We start from the raw sequence: 17,337 nt of genomic DNA, 5'->3' as shown, positions 1-17,337 counted from the left end.
CGAGAGGCTAAAGCTCCTCGCGCGACGTGACAAGGCGGTGACGGACGATGCGTTACGCGGCGGCTGAACTCGTCTTTTCGTCCGCGCCTGCAACCTGTGCTGACCGCGCTTCCTTAAGCGCAATCTTCGTCGCGAGGGCGGCGCCGAAAAGCCCCAGAGCGCCCAGCACTGCTGTCGCCTGAAATCCGGCGCAGAAAGCGTCGCGCGCCGCGGAGAGCGTCCTCTCCGCCTGTTCGGCGGACAGTAATTTGACCGCATCCGCGGCGCCGCCAAGCGTCGCTCCCGCGACCCGCGCGACATCCGGCGGAAGTCCCACGACGACCCCGGCCATTTTGGCTCGGTAGATTAACGTGACGAGACTGCCGAGCACGCCGATGCCGAGCGCGCCGCCGAGTTCATTCGCGGTCTCGGAGAGAGCGGAGGCCGCGCCGGCGCGCTCCGGCGGCGCCGACGTGACGATGATTTCCGTCGTCAGCGCGATCACCGGCGTGAAGCCGGCAAGAAGCAGCGAAGACAAGAGAACGCCGTAGAAACCGCTCGCCAGAGCGAGTCCGATAAATCCTGCTCCCGCAACGATGAGGCCGCCAGCGAGGAGACTGACGGGCTTGATCCTGCGCGCGAGCGCAGGCGTCGCGAAGGAGCCGACCGTAAAGATGACCGCCGACGGCGTCGACCACAGACCTGCGTCGAGCGGCGTCAATCCCGCGACCAGCTGATAATACTGTGCGAGCAGGATGAACGATCCGAACATGAAGAAGACGCCGAGTATGTTGATGCAAAGCGCCATGTTCAGCGAGCGCGAACGAAATAGCGCAAGATCGATCAGCGGGTCTTCCAGCCGCGCCTGCCGGCGCAGGAGCAGGGCCGCGAGTGCGACGCCCGCCGCCATAGGAACGACAGAGTCGGCGCCGAAACCCGACTCGGCGGCGCGCTTCAAGCCGTAGATGAAGGACAGCACCGCCGCGAGCGATAGAAGCGCGCTGGCGAGATCCAGCCGGCCCGCCTTCCGATCGCGATATTCCGGCAAAAGCGTCGGCCCGAGGATGAGCAGAAGGACCATCACCGGAACGCCAGCGATAAAGACCGAGGCCCAGCCGAAGGATTGGATAAGCGCGCCGCCGACGAGCGGACCTATAATAGCGCCCGCGGAAAAGGCCGAAATCCACATGCTGACCGCAAAGGTCCGCTCCTGCGGATTGCGGAACATGTTGGTGATCAGCGACAGCGTCGAAGGCGCCAGCGTCGCTCCTGCGACGCCGAGCGCGGCGCGCGCGAGAATGAGCGTCTGCGCCGATTTCGAAAAGGCCGCGACGATCGACATGACGCCGAAGGCGGCGGCGCCCAGCAGCAACACCTTGCGCCTGCCGATGCGATCGCCGAGGCCGCCCATGATCATCAGGAAGCCGGCAACCATGAAGCCGTAGATGTCGATGATCCACAGCAGTTGCGACGCGCTCGGCCGCAGCTCAGCCGTCAGCGACGGAATCGCGAGATTGAGAACCGTGAGGTCCATCGAATAGACCATGCAGGGCAAGGCGATGACGGCGAGCCCGATCCACTCCCGGCGCGTCGCCTTGAGCGAAGGATCGGATGCGTCGGGCGCAAAGCTGTGCAAAGGAAGTCGCTCCATCAGCCGTCTTGGGCGTGAGCGCGCAGGGTTTATCGGTTTTGGCGGGCGACTTCAAGAAACGCGGCCTCCGCCCCCGTATCACGTCGATGGCTGCCTCTCAAAAAAAAATCGCGCGAAGACATGATATAAGGGGCGCTCTTCGAGGAATTCATGAATCTGTCCGACACTTCCGCAGCGCCAGTTCTACCGCTTAAGCCCTCGCTCGCCGGCATGACCCGCGCGGAGATCGGCGACGCCTTGCGCGCGCTCGGCCTGCCCGAGCGCGAAATTCGCATGCGCGTCTCCCAGATCTGGCACTGGATCTATTTCCGCGGCGCGCGCGAGTTTGGCGAAATGCTGAATGTGTCAAAGGCGCTGCGGACGCAGCTCACTGAGGCTTTCGCGCTGCGCCTTCCGGAAATCGTCGAAGAGCAGATTTCGGCTGACGGCACGCGCAAATGGCTGCTGCGACTGCTGCCGGTCGACGCCTTCGACAAGGGCGCGGAGATCGAATGCGTCTATATCCCGGAAAGCGACCGCGGCACGCTGTGCGTCTCATCTCAGGTCGGATGCACTTTAAATTGCACCTTCTGCCATACGGGCACGCAGCCGCTCGTACGCAATCTGACGTGCGCCGAGATCGTCGGGCAATTGCTCGTGGCGAGGCAGCGGCTCGGCGATTTTCCCGATCGTGAGCGGCCGAGTGATGGTCTCGTGCCATCGGGCGAGGGCGTTCGCGCGATCTCGAACATCGTCTTCATGGGCATGGGCGAGCCGCTCTATAATCTGGATAATGTCGTGGCGGCGATCGAGATCATGGCGGACGGTGACGGGCTTGCGTTGTCGAAGCGCCGCATCACTGTCTCGACCTCCGGCGTCGTGCCGCAGATTGAACGCTTAGGCGCCGAATGCGGACCGGCGTTGGCGATTTCGCTGCACGCGGTGCGCGACGATCTGCGCAACGAGCTTGTGCCGCTCAACAAGAAATATCCAATCAAAGAGCTGCTGCAGGCCTGCCGCGACTATCCTGGCGCGTCGAACGCAAGGCGCATCACCTTCGAATATGTCATGCTGAAGGGCGTGAACGACTCGCCCGCCGAAGCCAAGGAGCTTGTGCGCCTTCTGAAAGGCTTGCCCGCAAAAATCAATCTGATCCCGTTCAATCCCTGGCCGGGCGCGCCTTACGAATGCTCCGACTGGGAGACGATCGAGCGCTTCTCCGACATCGTCTTTAATGCCGGCTACGCGAGCCCCGTTCGCACGCCGCGCGGGCGCGACATTCTCGCCGCCTGCGGGCAACTAAAGAGCGAGACGGAAAAGCTCAGGGCGAGCGCCAGAATGGCGACGAGGTAAGCTTCGTCATGTCATTGAGAAGGAAAGACGGCGCTGAACTTACGCCAATGACCCGAACAGGCGTAGGCCGCCAGCACCGCCAACGCCGCGGAAATCGCGACATTCCAATTGGCCAGCGTCAGTCCGAAAATCCATAAGTTCGGCTCATCGCAGCGCACGACTCGCGTGGTCTTGAGTTGCTTCATGAAATCTGAAACCGACGGCGCCGTTGTCAGCGGTCCCGAACAATCGGAAGGCCCAGCAAAAATCTTCCACTCGACGCCCGAATGATAGATCGAAAGCATGGCGTTGCCGGCGAAGAGCAACGCCATCAGCAGGAAGGCCGCGCGCGCCAGACGCTCCCTGCCCGTCTGCGCGGCGAACGCGGCGAGCGGCGCGAGCGCGAAAGCCGCGTAATAGGGAACGCGCTCCTTGTAGCAGAGCTCGCAGGGCAGATAGCCAAGCGACTCATAGGCCCAAGCGCCGCCGATCGCCGCGACGGCGGCGGCGAGGATAAGGAGCGCGACATGGCGTGGCGCGAGAAGTTCGCGCGATTCAAGAAGCGCCATTCGTGCTCCAACCATCATGACGTGACATAGAGCGCCTGCCCCTGCGCCAAATATTGGAAGAGATCGTACCACATCCAGATATAGCCGCCGCTGCCGTTCCAAGTGGCGCCCCAGTCCGGCCCGAAGCTGTTTTGTATCAGTATGGCGTTTTGCGAGTCGTCATAGCCGATGATCAGCATGCAATGGCCGACAAGCGAGCCGTCGGGATTCTTGATCTTGTCCATTGGTCCGGTCATCGGGCTCGGCGAGCCATCGTAGCTGATGAAAGCCGAATTCAGCGCCGTGCCGTAGCAGAGCGCGCCGCCATTGGCGATGACCGCCTTGACGGAGTCGAGATCTGAGGTCTCCACCATCGCCCAGCCGGGAATTTGGAAGTTCGCGTCGATCTCTGCATTCGGATCATAGCCCGACCAAAGCGTCGAGCAGTTTGGCGTATAAGGCGCCGTCGCCCAGTTGGGCGTTCCGCCCTGGGTCAGAATATCGAGATAGGAGCCGAGCCGCGAACCCTCGCATTGCGTGGCGCCATATTGTTTCATGACCTCGATGTAGATATGCGCCGGGCTCGCCTGCAATGACGAATCGCTCGGCGGCGTCTGCGAATTCAACGCGGCGGTAAAGGTCGCGAGTCCATAGGTCGACGCCCAGGCGGCGCAGCTGCCGGGACTGCCGATATGTTTCGACGTGCCTTGCGCCTGCGGCGGCGGCAGATATTGCGGATCGACGGTCGCCGAAGTCGGAAGCGTTCCAGAAAAAGCCGGCTTGATCGAGCGCCCGGTCTCAGTGATCGTTGGGTTATAGCCAAGGTTCAAAAATTCTTGTCGTGCAGACATTGAAACCTCCGAAGTGAAAAAATACAGCGGCTAACCACGCCGCGAGGGTCTCTTAATCTCGGATGGCGACAGCCGCATAGCGGCGGCGCTCAAAACATCTTCGCCGCCAGAGCGAAGCCGGCGACGACGATCACAGCCAGCGACGCCATGAACAGTCCGAAATGGCTTTCGAGCTTCGAGCGGATCGGATCGCCGAAGCGATTGATCGCCGCCGCCAGAACGAAGAATCGCGCGCCACGCGTCAGCATCGACAGCGCGATGAACAGCGGAAAATTATAGGCGAGAAGTCCAGAGACGATGGTCACGAGTTTGTAGGGAATCGGCGTGAAGCCCTTCACCACAATGAAGAGCGCGCCCCATTGCGCATAGAAGGCGCGCAGCGCCTCCATCTTCTCGCCATAGCCGTAGAGATTGATAAGCCACTGGCCGATCGTGTCATAGAAGAGCGCGCCGAAAGCGTAGCCGAGCGCCCCGCCCGCGACCGAAGCGATCGTGCAGATGCCCGCGAAATACCAAGCCTTCTTCGGCTCGGCGAGCGTCATGGGCACGAGGATCACGTCGGGCGGCACGGGGAAGAAGGAGCTCTCGGCAAAAGCGATCGCGCCGAGCGCCAAGGGCGCGTGCCGGCTTCCTGCGAGCGACATGGTCCAGTCGTAGAGCTTTTTCATTCATTTCCAAGGTTTGGGGACGCGCCCTCGCGCATAGCACGTATCCTATGCAGAAAGAAGTTTCGCGGGTTGACGGGCGCCCGGGCGCGGCTAATATCCGCGCCGCTTCGCCGGCTCCCCGCCGGCCAGGCCCCTGTGGCGGAATTGGTAGACGCGCTCGACTCAAAATCGAGTGCCGCAAGGCGTGCTGGTTCGACTCCGGCCAGGGGCACCATCAAACCAAATATCAGTCAGTTATAGGGAGATCGATAAGTCGGTCCCCGTCTAATCCACATGCTTTTCAGCCTTACGCGGAACGAACGCTGGCGACGCGCGTTATAGGGGCGATCGCTTCTACAAACGCGAACGTAAGCTTTCCGATCAGTCGAAGCGTCGATCTTCCCAAATTCAAATCTTCTAGAAATTGGCTGAAGGATGTCGCGCATGTACATGACGCCCATCGACTTTATCGACCTCGGGTTTCGCACCTTCATGCGCGGCCCATTTTCTAATCCCGAACGAATCTCCCTCCACCAAGGGGAAAGCGACTTCCGCTTATTGGACGCGAGAGAGGGACTCGTGGTGACGCTCGGCCCCGAAACGTCCTTTTTTGATCGGCCGAGCAGATCTGTTTCCCGATGGCCTGGAACATGGACAATTCCGCGCCAAAGTCCTCATCCTATGCCGAAGCGCTCCTGGATCGCGAATGAGTTCGCGACCTTCCTTTACGTGTTCTTTGGCGGCGGAGACGTGAAACTCAATCGCGTCGCCACTATGGAGAAACAAAGAGAGGTCTTGCTGACGGCCGGCGTCGGCAATGTTGTCGAGAAAATCGATCTGACGAAACTCGCAAGAGACAATTCGGCACCTCTCCTCTTTCTCCAGCCCGCCTATCTTTGCTCATCCGCCAATGTCGCGATTCAATCGGTTCCATGCGATGCGTCGACGATGAGTTGGGCGCGCGCGCCATACGTCTACGCAACGGGCCCTATCGGCGATTTGTCGACGCCCGCGATTTTATGTCTCGCCGGTAAAACGATGATCTGGTGCGAAAGGATCGAACCTGGCGAGAGCCGCGACTACGCGCTTGGAAACGTCATTGCGACGACCGCCAATATCGTCTCCAAGCTGCGGCCGACCAGCCAGGCGCATCCTGAGGATCGCGAGGTCGCGGCATTGCAACATGCTCAAGCGAGAGCGAACGGAATCGTTCTGGCGCCCACAAAAACGGGTCGCAACTCGATCCGCATGCGACTGCGTGAATGTGCCGCCGCGACGAAAATCCTTTTTGAGTCCATACGCGCTCGTGAAGGATTCCTTGTGTGCGAATTGACCAATGAATCGGACGCGCCAGCCCATGTTTTTGTGCAACTCAACAAAAGCGATTTTTACGGCGGCTCAGGACTCGTTGGTTTCGCGATAAAGCTTCTGTCCAGCATCTTCCGTGTGTCACACGTGTCGCTGGGGCATTAGTCGAGCAGCTCCGAGGCGGTCATTGCCCCGCGTCATGACGCACATGCCGATGCGGCGCGAGATCGGCGGGCGTCGCGCGGCGGCTTAAGCCGCCATCAGCGATCCATTCCTGCGTGGCGGCAGCGGCGCGAGAGATCAGCTCGCCTGAGCGCGAGAAATCGTAAGGCGAAATATCCAGCGGACAGAGCGCCGGCGCGAGATGCACGTCGATCTCTTGGGGCAATCGCTCCAGATCGCGGATCAATTGCCAGGCGATGAGCAAAGTGATCGCATGCAACCCGCGGCCGATTGCGCTCGCCGGCGGTCTTTCCAACGCGCAGGCGTAACCCGTCGGCAAGACGATGATCCTTCTCGCGCCCAACGTCATCGCGAGCCACAGCGGCGTGTTGGCGGCGACGGCGCCGTCCATCAATGGCGCGCCTTCCACTTCGACGGTCGGAAAAATTCCCGGCACTGCGGCGCTGGCCATAATGGCCTGCGCTGCGGACCCCTCTGAGAGAGTCACCGCAAACCCCTGCATGTCGGTCGCGATAATATGGACGGGGAGCTTCGCCTCTTGCAGCCCGACAAAGGGGAGATGCCGCTCGATCAAGGCGCGCAGCGACGAAGGATCGACAAGATAATTAGCGTGACGCAGCAGGCCGAAGGCCATCCCCAATGTGAACGGAAATATGTCCCTGCGTCGCAGCTCAAGCCAAATACGCGCCAGTCTTTCGACGCCATCGGCGTTTGGCTCGCCGGCGAAATAGCAGGCGTTCATCGCGCCGACCGAAGAGCCGACGATGAAATCCGGGCGAACGCCCGCCGCCAACAGGCTGCGAAGCATGCCGACCTGGATTGCGCCGAGGCTGCCGCCGCCGGCAAGAACGAAAGCGGTTTTAGCGTCGCTTCCGCCATTCATCGCGCGATCTCTCCGGTGCGAGCGCCAAGCCGGCCAAATTCTCGCTCGATATTTAGGAAGGGAATCGAGGGCGATCCACGTGTGCGCGAGCGGCTCTAACCAGACCGCGACGCGCCGTCGCCCTTGATTTCAGCGCCGGTCTGCTTAATTCGCCATTGCGGGCGCTTTCACGAGGACTTTGCAATGGCTGACGACGAAAACCCCACCGGCCAGAAAAAAATGGCTGACGAAAATCCGACCGTTCAGAAGAACAAATATCTTTTCGGAGGCGTCGGCGCCGTGCTCGGCGGCTTGACGGGCGTCGCGATCGGCGGTCCGCTCATTGCGATCGTCGGCGCAGGATTGGGCGGCCTCCTCGGCTACAATATGTTGAAGCGGCTGTGACGCATTAGTCGTCGCGCTGGCCTAAGAACAGCAAAACCAACGCCGCGCAGCCGATGAAGCGGAACGCGGCCTGCTCGAGGTCAGGCCCGATCCGCCACATCTGGAACCATTCGCCGCCGACCGCCATGAAGCCGAACAAATAAAGGCCGACGGCGAGCGCAAGCCCTACAATCGCAACATCTTTCGCGGCGTTGAAACGCGCCGCCTCGGCTTTGCGCGTCAGCAAGAGCCGCCATACGCCGATGAGAATGAGCAGACCGGCGGCGAACTCCACCGCAATAATGAAGGCATAAAGCGCCCGATGCAGCGTGGGATTGGCGACCGCGCGCCACTCGAGCGGACTGCCGGACGGCACCTGGTCCATCGACATGACATGGCTGACGATTTCGAAATTCGTGTTGTAGTCCGTCACATTATTGATCGCGACAAGCAGTATGAGCGCGCCAAGCGCGCCGCTGAGCAACATTTTCGAATATCTGATCAGCATATCGATTCACTCCTCTGCCCAGCCTAGCATGACCTGAACGATTGATCTTGCGGCGCGAGGGCTTACAACAAAGTTTGGTCTCCCTCCGGACATGCGTCCATGATCGATCTTCACTACTGGCCGACGCCCAACGGCCACAAAATCACGATTTTTCTTGAAGAATCGGGACTCGCCTATCGCATCAAGCCGGTCGACATCGCCAAAGGCGACCAGTTCAAACCAGAGTTTCTCGCGATCTCTCCCAACAACCGCATGCCGGCTATTGTCGACACCGCGCCGGCCGATGGCGGGGCGCCGGTCGCGCTGTTCGAATCGGGCGCGATACTTGTCTATCTCGCCGAGAAGACCGGACGGCTGCTTCCGACCGACCTGCATGGCCGCGCGCGCACGCTGCAATGGCTGTTCTGGCAAGTGGGCGGTCTTGGCCCTATGGCCGGCCAGAACCACCACTTCGCCAAATACGCGACGGCGAAAATCCCTTACGCGATCGAGCGCTACCGCAACGAAACCGGACGCCTCTATGGCGTGATGGACCGCCAGCTCGCCAAGACGCCCTATATCGCCGGCGAATATTCCATCGCCGACATTGCCTGCTATCCCTGGATCGTTCCGCATGAGGATCAGGGCCAGGATCTCCATGATTTCCCGCATCTCAAGCGCTGGTTCGAGACGATCCGTTCGCGCCCCGCGGTGATCCGCGCCTATGCGGCGGGGGCGCCCTATGAGCGGCGCCTCGATTTTACCGCGCTGGAGCGCGAAATACTTTTCGGCCAGACCGCCGAGCGCCGCGGCGCGAAATAGGCTATGGCTGCGCGGCGTTTATCAAGAGGGGCACGCCGCATCTATGTCGAATGACCGCCAAACCGCCGCGCGAGAGACCGCCAAGGCGCTGATCGAAGTGCAGGCGGTGCTCGTCAATGTCGAAAAGCCGTTCATCACGACCGCCGGCTGGGCGTCGCCGGTCTATATCGACATGCGCAAGATCATTGCCTTTCCGCGGCTGCGTCGCCGCCTCATCGATTTCGCCACGCGCATGATCGAGCGCGACATCGGCTATGAATCGCTCGACGTCGTCGCCGGCGGCGAGACGGCCGGCATTCCCTTCGCCGCCTGGATCGCCGACAGCCTCATGCTGCCGATGCAATATGTGCGCAAGAAGCCGAAGGGCTTCGGGCGCAACGCCCGCATCGAAGGCGATGTGATGGAAGGCGGCCGCGCCCTGCTCGTCGAGGATCTGGCGACCGACGGCGGCTCAAAGAAAGACTTTGTGCAAGCGCTGCGCGACTCAGGCCAGCGCTGCGACCATGTCTTCGTATTCTTCTTTTACGATATTTTCGCCGGCGCTCGCGAGGAGCTGGCGACGCTCGGCATTAACCTGCATGCGCTTGCGACTTGGCGCGACGTGCTCGCTGTGGCCCGCGAGCACAAATATTTTCCCGATGATGCGCTGAACGAAGTCGAAGCCTTCATCGCCGATCCTGTCGCCTGGTCGGCCGCGCATGGCGGCCTCGCCAAGGCGAAGGGATAAGTCGAAGGATCGGCAGTTCGCCTCCAGCGCATATGGAGCCGCCATGCGCAGATTGATGTTCCTGCTTGTCACGACGCTTTCCGCCTCCCATGCGCGGGCCGACGAACCGCCGCAGGGTTTCGCGCGGCTTGCAGACGTCGCGCCGGACATAATTCAGGATATGCGTTACGCCGGCGCCGATAATTTTACCGGCGCGCCCGTGCCGGGCTATGGCGCCCCGCAATGCTGGCTGCGCACTGAGGCCGCCAAAGCGCTTGCCGCCGCGCAGAAGGACGCGCGCGCTCAGGGCGTTTCACTCATCGTCTATGATTGCTATCGACCGCAGCGCGCCGTTTCAGCCTTCGTCGATTGGTCGCGCAACGCCGATCAGCGGACGAAGGCCGAACATTATCCGCGCATCAACAAGAGCGCGCTCTTCCCCGAGGGCTATATCGCCGAACATTCCACCCACTCGACGGGACTTGCCGTCGATATCGGCGTCAAAGGCTGGAATTTCGGCACGCCCTTCGACTTTTTCGATTCCCGCTCATGGACGAAGGCCAAAACCTCGAAGACGGCGCGAGCGCATCGCGACGCGCTCGTCGCGCTGATGCGCCGCCATGGCTTTGAGAATTTTCCGCGCGAATGGTGGCACTTCACATACAAGGGCGCGGACGGCGCGCCGAGCTATGATATCGAGATCAAGTGAGTCGCTCGCCGCGAGCTGAACTGAACCTTCATGCGTCCGTCACTGCTCGATCCCTTCTTCGGTCGCGTCGCGTCACTGCCCGGCGTCGGGCCGAAGACTGCAAAACTCTTCGACCGGCTTCTCGCCAGGCCGGGGGCGGAAGCGCGTATCGTCGATCTGCTTTTCCATCTTCCGTCCAACGTCATCGACCGGAGCGCGCGCCCGACGATCGCCGCCGCGCCTCTCGACACGATGGTCGTCTTAAAAGCGCGCGTCACCGAGCATCGCCGCCCTCAAGGCCGATATTCGAAATCACCCTATCGCGTGCTCGTCGAGGATGACACCGGCGACGTCGAACTCGTCTTCTTTCTTGCCAATCCGGACTGGATTGAGCGCAGCCTACCGCTCGGCGCGACACGCTGGATATCGGGACGCATCGAGCTCTATGACGGCCGCCGTCAAATCGTGCATCCTGACCGCGTTCTCGATGAAGCGGGGTTTGCGAAGCTTCCCGCATACGAAGCCGTTTATGGCCTCACCGAAGCCTTGCAGGCGCGCTATGTCTTACGCGCGACGGAAGAGGCGCTGGCGCGCCTGCCGAACCTTCCCGAATGGCAGGATGCGAGCGTTCTTGCAGCCAACAAGCTTCCCGCCTTCGCCGAGGCGCTTCGGGCGGCGCACCGGCCTGAGAGCGCCGATGCGCTCTCGCCGCAGCATTCGGCCCGCCAGCGTCTTGCGCTCGACGAATTGCTTGCAAGCCAGCTCGCGCTGCGGCTCATTCGCGCCAAGATGCGTCGCCCTCAGGGTCGCGCGCATCAGGGCGACGGGCGCTATGCGCGCGCTATTGAATCTGCGCTTCCCTTCCGGCTGACGCGCGCGCAGCAGCGAACGCTTGAAGAAATTCGCGCCGATCTTGCGTCGGACAAGCGCATGTTGCGGCTTGTGCAGGGCGACGTGGGATCAGGCAAAACCATCGTCGCGACGCTCGCCATGGCCAGCGTGGCCGAGACTGGCCGGCAATGCGCGCTAATGGCGCCGACCGAAATCCTTGCACGCCAGCACTATGACCGGCTCGCGCCATTGCTTGAGCCCGCAGGACTGCGCGTCGCGCTGCTGACTGGGCGCGCCAAACCGTGCGAGCGCGCCGCGCTCCACGCCGCCATAAGAGCGGGCGAGGTTGACGTGGTCATAGGAACCCATGCGTTGGTCCAAAGCGATCTCGTCTTTCGCGACCTCGGCCTCGCCGTCGTCGACGAGCAGCATCGCTTCGGCGTCGAGCAGCGACTGGCGCTCGGCGCGAAGGGCGACGGCGTCGACGTGCTGGTGATGACCGCGACGCCAATCCCGCGCACGCTGGCGCTGACCGCCTTCGGCGATATGGACTGCTCGGCGCTCGATGAAAAACCGCCCGGTCGCACCCCAGTCTCGACGCGTGCGCTACCGGCTGAGCGGATCGGCGAAGTCACTGCGGGGCTGGGGCGCGCCCTGGCGGAAGGCGCGCGCGCCTACTGGGTCTGTCCGCTGGTCGAGGAGAATGAAGAACTCGATCTCGCCGCGGCGCAAGAACGCTACGCCGATCTCTCGAAGCTGTTTGGAGCCGCCGTCGGCCTCGTTCACGGCCGCATGAAGGGCGCCGAAAAGGACGCCGTGATGGAATCCTTCCAGTGTGGCGACATCAAAATTCTCGTCGCGACGACGGTCATCGAAGTCGGCGTCGACGTTCCGGAAGCGACCATCATCGTGATCGAACACGCGGAGCGCTTCGGCCTCGCGCAGCTTCACCAACTGCGCGGACGTGTCGGGCGCGGCCGCGCAAAATCTTCCTGCCTGCTTCTCTATAAGGGTCCGTTGAGCGAAGCCGCGAAGGCCCGGCTGATGATTATACGACAAACGGAAGATGGGTTTCGCATTGCCGAGGAAGACCTGCGGCTTCGCGGCGAAGGCGAAATTCTTGGCGTGCGGCAGGCGGGTCTGCCAAGCTTTCGTCTCGCTGACCTTTCCACCCACGCGCGACTCCTCGCCATTGCGCGTGACGATGCGGAGTTAATCCTGCGCCGCGACCCTGAGCTTGCGAGCGAAAGAGGACAAGCCCTTCGCGCCCTGCTCTATCTATTCGAGCGCGACGAGGCGGTGCGCCTACTGCGCGCCGGCTGACGATACTCGTCAAACACGGCGCGCGATGACGACTCGATTGCTGTTGACGCCCTTAACATTATTGGCGACGCCCCAGCAGTTGCTCGTTTTCGTGAAGCTTTGCGCGTTGACGAGCACGCCGAGCCGCTCGAAGGGAAGATTGTCGAGCGCCCGCCAGACCAGCTGTTCCAAAGGAAGCGCGCCGCTTCGAACTTCCCCGACTTCGTAAGCCACGTGACCGCCGGGCTTTACGACTCGCGCCAGCTCCTCGAACACAGCGCGAGTCATCGCGCGCCAGTCCTGCGGCGAACGAAGCTGCGAGAGACTGATGCTCTCGGCGTCGATTCCCGCGAACCAGTTTCGTAGCCAATTGTCGCCGCGATAGTCGACGACGTCGAGGAAGGGCGGCGATGTAACGACAAGATCGACCCCCGCGTCGGCGATGTGACCCAAGCGGGCCGCATCCGCGACGGCGAGTTGCGCCTCGCGAGCGACGGGCGCCCCTTCTGCAAGCAGCCCACGGGATTTCTTGAGTATGAGCTCGGCAATGTCGCGTCGGGGCGGCGTCTGCGCGCGACGCGCATTGATCCTCAGTTGCGCCTTAATAGACACCGCCTGATTGGGCAGCATCGTATAGACAGAGAAGAATCCTGGCGAGTGGCCCGTCAGTCGATTGAGCGCGACCATGCGAATCCAATCGTCGACGGCGTCGACGCCGCCGCCTTTCTCGCGCGCGAGCAGATAGGATCGCAGCGCGCAAATCTGGCTCAGAGTCTCTGAATGATAGAAGGCGAGAAGATCGTCGCGCTCAATATCGCCGCCTCCCCAGGGCGCGGCCGCAAGCCGCGCTTCGATTTCACTGAGCGCAGGAGGGCAAAGCCGCGGTCGAGTCAGCAGCAGCGACAGCGGATTGGCGTCGGAGCCGATCGGCTGTCGTCCCATCAGCGCCGATTGCAGAATGCTCGTGCCACGGCCCATGAATGGATCGCAGACGGTTTCTCCCCGTCGCGTCAATCGATCGATAAAGAAGGCCGGAAGCTGCGGTTTGAAACAGGCGCGATAGCTGATTTCATGCAGCGGATGCGCACGCCGTTGCGCAGACGTCCAGAAGCCGTTGACGTAATAGGGAACGCCATCAATGCTGACGACGCGGGTCGGCGCGCCAAAATTTGACCGCAGCAACTCCTGGAAAAATCCGTTTTCTTTGAGCTTTCGAGCTACGCTCATGACTCAGTCGCGTCGTCGAGCCGCGAGGCTCGGCAACGACTTGATTCTGGCGCCGGCCGCGCGGCGCGCGAGAGTAAGCTCATATTGAGTTTGCAACTCAAGCCAATCTTCCGGCTCGACGCCGAACCAGTGCCCGAGTCGCAGCGCGGTATCGGCAGTCACGCCGCGCTGACCGTTGATGATGGCGGTCACCCGGTTGACCGGCACGTCAATATCGCGCGCCAGATCCGACGCCGTCAGACCGAGCTCCTGCAAATGGCGGGCAAGAATTTCGCCAGGATGCGACATTCGATTCTCCACCGACGCCAGTTTGGGTTTTGATGGACGCGCGCGAACGCCTTGGCGTCTTAGCCGCGTCAGACGGCGCGCGTTCGCAGGCGCTTCCCCCCGAACGCCGCTCAAAAACCTTCTGGTGAGCTCCTCATGGTAGCGGCCCATGCCCTGCCCCCGCCGGATATAGTTTTCGTAAACCATATTACGTGGTCCGTAAACTAAGGCTCTACCGTTATGCGCTCTCGCCTTCGATCCATCTCGCGCGCGTCTCAGCGATGAAGTCGGTAAGACAACCAGCAGCGATCGCCGCGCGCAGGCCCGCCATCAATTCCTGATAGTAGGCGACATTGGCCTGCGTGAGCAGCATCATCCCAAAGATTTCCCCGGCTTTAACGAGATGATGCAGATAGGCGCGCGAATAAATTCGCGCGGCGGTGCATGACGAGGCCTCATCGAGCGGCCTCGGATCGTCTGCATGGCACGCATTGCGCAATGTGACTCGTCCATGGCGCGTATAGGCAAGGCCATGTCTGCCGGCGCGTGTCGGCATTACACAATCAAACATGTCGATTCCTCGCGCGACAGCCTCGACGAGGTCGTCGGGAGATCCCACGCCCATAAGATAACGAGGTTTTGATTCGGGCAAATGCGGGGCGGTCGTTTCCAGCATGTCGAGCATGACGTGCTGAGGTTCGCCGACGGCCAGACCGCCGACGGCGATCCCGTGGAAATCCATGCCGGCAAGCGCTTTGGCGCTTTCGACACGAAGCGGCTTCGACTCGCCGCCTTGAACGATGCCGAATACCGCCCGGCCCGGTTGCTCGCGAAAAGCCTTGCGTGAACGCTCCGCCCAACGCAGCGAAAGACGCATGGCGCGTTCCGCCTCGCTTTCGGAACATGGCAGACGCACGCATTCATCGAGCTGCATCTGTATATCCGAGCCCAGGAGATCCTGAATCTCCATCGAGCGCTCGGGCGAAAGATGATGCCGAGAGCCGTCGATGTGCGACTGAAAGGTGACGCCGGTCTCGTCGAGCTTGCGCAGCTTTGCAAGCGACATCACTTGGAAGCCGCCGGAGTCGGTCAAGATCGGATAGGGCCAGCGCATGAATTGATGTAGGCCGCCGAGCCGACCGATCCGCTCCGCGCCCGGCCGCAGCATCAGGTGATAGACATTCCCGAGCAGAATATCGGCGCCTGCCGCGTGCACGTCCTCGGGAAACATCGCCTTCACCGTCGCCGCCGTGCCAACAGGCATGAAAGCCGGCGTGCGGATGGTTCCGCGGGGCGTGAAAATTTCGCCCTGGCGCGCTGAGCCGTCGGTTGCGAGAACGGAGAAAGAAAAGCCCTGCGTCACTTATTGTCCTTCGCGCCGAGCGTGGCAATTTTCACAATTCGATACTTGCCGCTGTCGCTCTCGTTGAACCAAACGGCGAAATCTGACCCGACTTTTATCGTGACTTCGCGCAGATTCGTTCGCCAGCTTTCGCCAGGACCAAAATCGATCTCCCCGTCTCGCCGAAGGATGAAGGGGCGTACGCCATCGCTGTCGAGCGCGAACGCGCCGAAAAGATCCCAGGTCGAAACGATGCGCTCCTTATCGATTTTCGCATCAATCGTCATTGGCGCTTCTCTTGGATCGTCGCGCCAGAGCGCCAGGATACGCATGTCGCGAGGCCCGCTCATGTTTCGCGGCGCTGCAATAGACAAGCGTCGCCATAAGAATAAAAACGATAGCCGCTTTCGATCGCATGCGCATAGGCGGCTTTCATGCGTTCGAGCCCGACGAATGCGGCGACGAGCATGAATAGAGTTGAGCGCGGGAGGTGGAAATTGGTGAGCAGCATGTCGACAACGCGAAAACGATAGCCAGGCGTTATAAAAATTCCCGTGCGCGCCGCATAGGGCGCTACCTTTCCGCCTTCATCCGCTGCGCTTTCGAGCACACGCAGCGCCGTGGTTCCGACGGCCACGATCCGTCCGCCCTTCGCCCGCACGTCGTTGAGCGCCTGAGCCGTTTGCGCGTCGACCCGCGCGAACTCCTCATGCATCTTGTGCTGGTCAGTATCTTCCGCCTTCACCGGAAGAAAGGTGCCGGCGCCGACATGCAGCGTCACGCGATGAAGGGCGACGCCACGCGCTTCGACATCGGCCAACAATTGCGGCGTGAAATGCAGTCCGGCCGTGGGGGCGGCCACCGCGCCCGCTTCGCGCGCAAAGATCGTTTGATAGTCCGTCTCGTCCTGCGCATCGGCCGATCGCTTGCCGGCGATATACGGCGGCAAAGGCATGACGCCCGCCTGCTCTATCGCGGTGTCCAGCGCGGGTCCGTGAATTTCGAAAGCAAGCATAATCTCGCCTTCGTCGCCTTTCGCTTCGACATAGGCCTCGAGTTCTCCTGCGTGGCCGGCAAAGCAAATGCGATCTCCAACCGCGAGCTTCTTTGCCGGGCGCATCAAGGCGCGCCAGCGGGAAGCGTCCAGCCGTTCAATCAGCGTCGCCTCGACATTGGCGCTCAACTCGCCGCGCGAGCGCCGGCCCGAAAGCCGCGCGTGAATGACGCGAGAATCATTGACGACGAGCGCGTCGCCTTCGCGCAGATATTCGGACAACTCCCACACGCGCCGGTCTTCAAAGCTCCCCCTCGCCGGCACGACCAGCATGCGCGCGCTGTCGCGCGGGCTCGCGGGCCGCAATGCGATGCGGTCAACTGGGAGTTCAAAATCGAAGAGATCGACGCGCATGGAAGCTCATATAAAGATGGCCGGGACAAGCCCGGCCATGTCACGCGTCCGCAAAAAGCAAGGACGCTAGCCCAGCGTCGCCTTGACGATCTTGTCAGGATCGCGAACGGGTTCGCCGCGCTTGATCTTGTCGACATTCTCCATGCCAGAGATCACTTCGCCCCACACCGTATATTTGTTGTCGAGGAAGCGTGCGTCGTCGAAGCAGATAAAGAACTGTGAATTGGCGCTGTCGGGGCTTTGCGCGCGCGCCATCGAACAGGTTCCGCGCACATGCGGCGCGCTGTTGAACTCGGCCTTCAGGTCCGGATATTTGGAGCCGCCCGTGCCCGTGCCATGCGGGCATCCGGTCTGCGCCATGAAGCCGTCGATCACGCGGTGAAAGACGATGCCGTCGTAAAATCCTTCTGAGACGAGCTTCTTTATGTGCGCGACATGATTGGGCGCGAGGTCTGGACGAAATTTGATGACGACCGGCCCTTTCGTCGTCTCAAGCGTCATGGTGTCGGCGGCTTCGGTCATTAGCGCTTCCT

General features: G+C 61.6%; 19 protein-coding genes and 1 tRNA gene. 8 read left to right on the top strand and 12 right to left on the bottom strand.

Features of this window, described 5'->3' with window-relative positions; translation table 11 throughout:
- Nucleotides 1-52 precede the first annotated feature (52 nt).
- On the bottom strand, nt 53-1,630 hold the full coding sequence (locus FEV16_RS03820) for an MFS transporter (protein WP_246657153.1): 1,578 nt from the start codon (nt 1,628-1,630) through the stop codon (nt 53-55).
- Nucleotides 1,631-1,780: 150 nt separating this feature from the next.
- Between FEV16_RS03820 and rlmN the strand changes: the two genes are divergently transcribed.
- Nucleotides 1,781-2,962, top strand: coding sequence for a 23S rRNA (adenine(2503)-C(2))-methyltransferase RlmN (gene rlmN / locus FEV16_RS03815; RefSeq protein WP_138166234.1), 1,182 nt, complete (start codon nt 1,781-1,783; stop codon nt 2,960-2,962).
- A gap of 11 nt (nt 2,963-2,973) precedes the next feature.
- Here the strand turns inward: rlmN and FEV16_RS03810 are convergent, their stop codons facing one another.
- From FEV16_RS03810 to FEV16_RS03800, 3 genes are all read right to left on the bottom strand, one after another.
- Entirely contained in the window at nt 2,974-3,510 is a 537-nt protein-coding gene (locus tag FEV16_RS03810; RefSeq protein ID WP_246657152.1) for a disulfide bond formation protein B, read from the bottom strand.
- Nucleotides 3,511-3,524: 14 nt separating this feature from the next.
- Nucleotides 3,525-4,340, bottom strand: a complete 816-nt coding sequence (locus FEV16_RS03805) for a C1 family peptidase (protein WP_138166233.1) — start codon at nt 4,338-4,340, stop codon at nt 3,525-3,527.
- Between the two features lie 89 nt (nt 4,341-4,429).
- Nucleotides 4,430-5,008 (bottom strand): YqaA family protein, encoded by a 579-nt coding sequence (locus tag FEV16_RS03800; protein ID WP_138166232.1) that lies wholly within the window; start codon nt 5,006-5,008, stop codon nt 4,430-4,432.
- 129 nt (nt 5,009-5,137) lie between these two features.
- Here FEV16_RS03800 and FEV16_RS03795 point away from each other — a divergent pair.
- Nucleotides 5,138-5,222 (top strand) — tRNA-Leu (locus tag FEV16_RS03795).
- Nucleotides 5,223-5,431: 209 nt separating this feature from the next.
- Nucleotides 5,432-6,460 (top strand): hypothetical protein, encoded by a 1,029-nt coding sequence (locus tag FEV16_RS03790; protein WP_138166231.1) that lies wholly within the window; start codon nt 5,432-5,434, stop codon nt 6,458-6,460.
- A gap of 19 nt (nt 6,461-6,479) precedes the next feature.
- Here FEV16_RS03790 and FEV16_RS03785 read toward each other — a convergent pair whose 3' ends face one another.
- Complete coding sequence (locus FEV16_RS03785; protein WP_138166230.1) at nt 6,480-7,361, bottom strand: patatin-like phospholipase family protein; 882 nt, start codon at nt 7,359-7,361, stop codon at nt 6,480-6,482.
- 183 nt (nt 7,362-7,544) lie between these two features.
- Here FEV16_RS03785 and FEV16_RS03780 point away from each other — a divergent pair, with 183 nt between their 5' ends.
- Nucleotides 7,545-7,745 (top strand): hypothetical protein, encoded by a 201-nt coding sequence (locus tag FEV16_RS03780; RefSeq protein WP_138166229.1) that lies wholly within the window; start codon nt 7,545-7,547, stop codon nt 7,743-7,745.
- A gap of 4 nt (nt 7,746-7,749) precedes the next feature.
- Here the strand turns inward: FEV16_RS03780 and FEV16_RS03775 are convergent, their stop codons facing one another.
- Nucleotides 7,750-8,232 (bottom strand): DUF2165 domain-containing protein, encoded by a 483-nt coding sequence (locus FEV16_RS03775; RefSeq protein ID WP_138166228.1) that lies wholly within the window; start codon nt 8,230-8,232, stop codon nt 7,750-7,752.
- A 99-nt stretch (nt 8,233-8,331) separates the two neighbouring features.
- Between FEV16_RS03775 and FEV16_RS03770 the strand changes: the two genes are divergently transcribed.
- The 4 genes from FEV16_RS03770 to recG are packed head-to-tail and all read left to right on the top strand — an operon-like array spanning nt 8,332 to nt 12,581.
- The gene (locus FEV16_RS03770) at nt 8,332-9,033 is read left to right on the top strand and encodes a glutathione S-transferase N-terminal domain-containing protein (RefSeq protein ID WP_138166227.1); all 702 of its coding nucleotides are present in this window, start codon (nt 8,332-8,334) and stop codon (nt 9,031-9,033) included.
- A 43-nt stretch (nt 9,034-9,076) separates the two neighbouring features.
- Nucleotides 9,077-9,760 carry an orotate phosphoribosyltransferase gene (locus FEV16_RS03765; RefSeq protein WP_138166226.1) on the top strand — a complete coding sequence of 228 codons (684 nt, stop codon included), beginning with the start codon at nt 9,077-9,079 and terminating at the stop codon, nt 9,758-9,760.
- Nucleotides 9,761-9,803: 43 nt separating this feature from the next.
- Nucleotides 9,804-10,448, top strand: a complete 645-nt coding sequence (locus FEV16_RS03760; RefSeq protein WP_138166225.1) for a M15 family metallopeptidase — start codon at nt 9,804-9,806, stop codon at nt 10,446-10,448.
- 30 nt (nt 10,449-10,478) lie between these two features.
- Entirely contained in the window at nt 10,479-12,581 is a 2,103-nt protein-coding gene (gene recG / locus FEV16_RS03755; RefSeq protein WP_138166224.1) for an ATP-dependent DNA helicase RecG, read from the top strand.
- A gap of 9 nt (nt 12,582-12,590) precedes the next feature.
- On the opposite strand, the gene FEV16_RS03750 is transcribed toward recG, so the two are convergent.
- The 6 genes from FEV16_RS03750 to FEV16_RS03725 all read right to left on the bottom strand — a co-directional run bounded on the left by FEV16_RS03750 (nt 12,591) and on the right by FEV16_RS03725 (nt 17,326).
- Nucleotides 12,591-13,787 (bottom strand): DNA methyltransferase, encoded by a 1,197-nt coding sequence (locus FEV16_RS03750; RefSeq protein ID WP_138166223.1) that lies wholly within the window; start codon nt 13,785-13,787, stop codon nt 12,591-12,593.
- Nucleotides 13,788-13,790: 3 nt separating this feature from the next.
- Nucleotides 13,791-14,075: a HigA family addiction module antitoxin gene (locus FEV16_RS03745; protein WP_246657151.1), complete on the bottom strand. Its 285-nt coding sequence runs from the start codon at nt 14,073-14,075 to the stop codon at nt 13,791-13,793.
- Between the two features lie 217 nt (nt 14,076-14,292).
- Nucleotides 14,293-15,417: a tRNA guanosine(34) transglycosylase Tgt gene (gene tgt / locus FEV16_RS03740; protein WP_138166222.1), complete on the bottom strand. Its 1,125-nt coding sequence runs from the start codon at nt 15,415-15,417 to the stop codon at nt 14,293-14,295.
- On the bottom strand, nt 15,414-15,683 hold the full coding sequence (locus FEV16_RS03735) for a hypothetical protein (protein ID WP_246657150.1): 270 nt from the start codon (nt 15,681-15,683) through the stop codon (nt 15,414-15,416). The genes tgt and FEV16_RS03735 overlap by 4 nt, the downstream gene beginning before the upstream one ends.
- 59 nt (nt 15,684-15,742) lie before the next feature.
- Nucleotides 15,743-16,804: a tRNA preQ1(34) S-adenosylmethionine ribosyltransferase-isomerase QueA gene (queA, locus tag FEV16_RS03730; protein WP_138166220.1), complete on the bottom strand. Its 1,062-nt coding sequence runs from the start codon at nt 16,802-16,804 to the stop codon at nt 15,743-15,745.
- Nucleotides 16,805-16,870: 66 nt separating this feature from the next.
- Entirely contained in the window at nt 16,871-17,326 is a 456-nt protein-coding gene (locus FEV16_RS03725) for a peptidylprolyl isomerase (RefSeq protein WP_138166219.1), read from the bottom strand.
- Nucleotides 17,327-17,337 lie beyond the last annotated feature (11 nt).

Origin of the sequence: Methylocystis sp. B8, assembly GCF_005771425.1 — a bacterium.
GTDB lineage: Bacteria > Pseudomonadota > Alphaproteobacteria > Rhizobiales > Beijerinckiaceae > Methylocystis.
Note: the sequence above shows the minus strand (reverse complement) of the source record. Positions and strands in the feature narration are given on the sequence as shown.

What these genes read in the sequence shown, in the direction of transcription:
- FEV16_RS03820 (WP_246657153.1), bottom strand. Translation starts at nt 1,630, where the DNA reads ATGGAGCGACTTCCTTTGCACAGCTTTGCGCCCGACGCATCCGATCCT.
- rlmN (WP_138166234.1), top strand. Translation starts at nt 1,781, where the DNA reads ATGAATCTGTCCGACACTTCCGCAGCGCCAGTTCTACCGCTTAAGCCC.
- FEV16_RS03810 (WP_246657152.1), bottom strand. Translation starts at nt 3,510, where the DNA reads ATGGCGCTTCTTGAATCGCGCGAACTTCTCGCGCCACGCCATGTCGCG.
- FEV16_RS03805 (WP_138166233.1), bottom strand. Translation starts at nt 4,340, where the DNA reads ATGTCTGCACGACAAGAATTTTTGAACCTTGGCTATAACCCAACGATC.
- FEV16_RS03800 (WP_138166232.1), bottom strand. Translation starts at nt 5,008, where the DNA reads ATGAAAAAGCTCTACGACTGGACCATGTCGCTCGCAGGAAGCCGGCAC.
- FEV16_RS03790 (WP_138166231.1), top strand. Translation starts at nt 5,432, where the DNA reads ATGTACATGACGCCCATCGACTTTATCGACCTCGGGTTTCGCACCTTC.
- FEV16_RS03785 (WP_138166230.1), bottom strand. Translation starts at nt 7,361, where the DNA reads ATGAATGGCGGAAGCGACGCTAAAACCGCTTTCGTTCTTGCCGGCGGC.
- FEV16_RS03780 (WP_138166229.1), top strand. Translation starts at nt 7,545, where the DNA reads ATGGCTGACGACGAAAACCCCACCGGCCAGAAAAAAATGGCTGACGAA.
- FEV16_RS03775 (WP_138166228.1), bottom strand. Translation starts at nt 8,232, where the DNA reads ATGCTGATCAGATATTCGAAAATGTTGCTCAGCGGCGCGCTTGGCGCG.
- FEV16_RS03770 (WP_138166227.1), top strand. Translation starts at nt 8,332, where the DNA reads ATGATCGATCTTCACTACTGGCCGACGCCCAACGGCCACAAAATCACG.
- FEV16_RS03765 (WP_138166226.1), top strand. Translation starts at nt 9,077, where the DNA reads ATGTCGAATGACCGCCAAACCGCCGCGCGAGAGACCGCCAAGGCGCTG.
- FEV16_RS03760 (WP_138166225.1), top strand. Translation starts at nt 9,804, where the DNA reads ATGCGCAGATTGATGTTCCTGCTTGTCACGACGCTTTCCGCCTCCCAT.
- recG (WP_138166224.1), top strand. Translation starts at nt 10,479, where the DNA reads ATGCGTCCGTCACTGCTCGATCCCTTCTTCGGTCGCGTCGCGTCACTG.
- FEV16_RS03750 (WP_138166223.1), bottom strand. Translation starts at nt 13,787, where the DNA reads ATGAGCGTAGCTCGAAAGCTCAAAGAAAACGGATTTTTCCAGGAGTTG.
- FEV16_RS03745 (WP_246657151.1), bottom strand. Translation starts at nt 14,075, where the DNA reads ATGTCGCATCCTGGCGAAATTCTTGCCCGCCATTTGCAGGAGCTCGGT.
- FEV16_RS03735 (WP_246657150.1), bottom strand. Translation starts at nt 15,683, where the DNA reads ATGACGATTGATGCGAAAATCGATAAGGAGCGCATCGTTTCGACCTGG.
- queA (WP_138166220.1), bottom strand. Translation starts at nt 16,804, where the DNA reads ATGCGCGTCGATCTCTTCGATTTTGAACTCCCAGTTGACCGCATCGCA.
- FEV16_RS03725 (WP_138166219.1), bottom strand. Translation starts at nt 17,326, where the DNA reads ATGACCGAAGCCGCCGACACCATGACGCTTGAGACGACGAAAGGGCCG.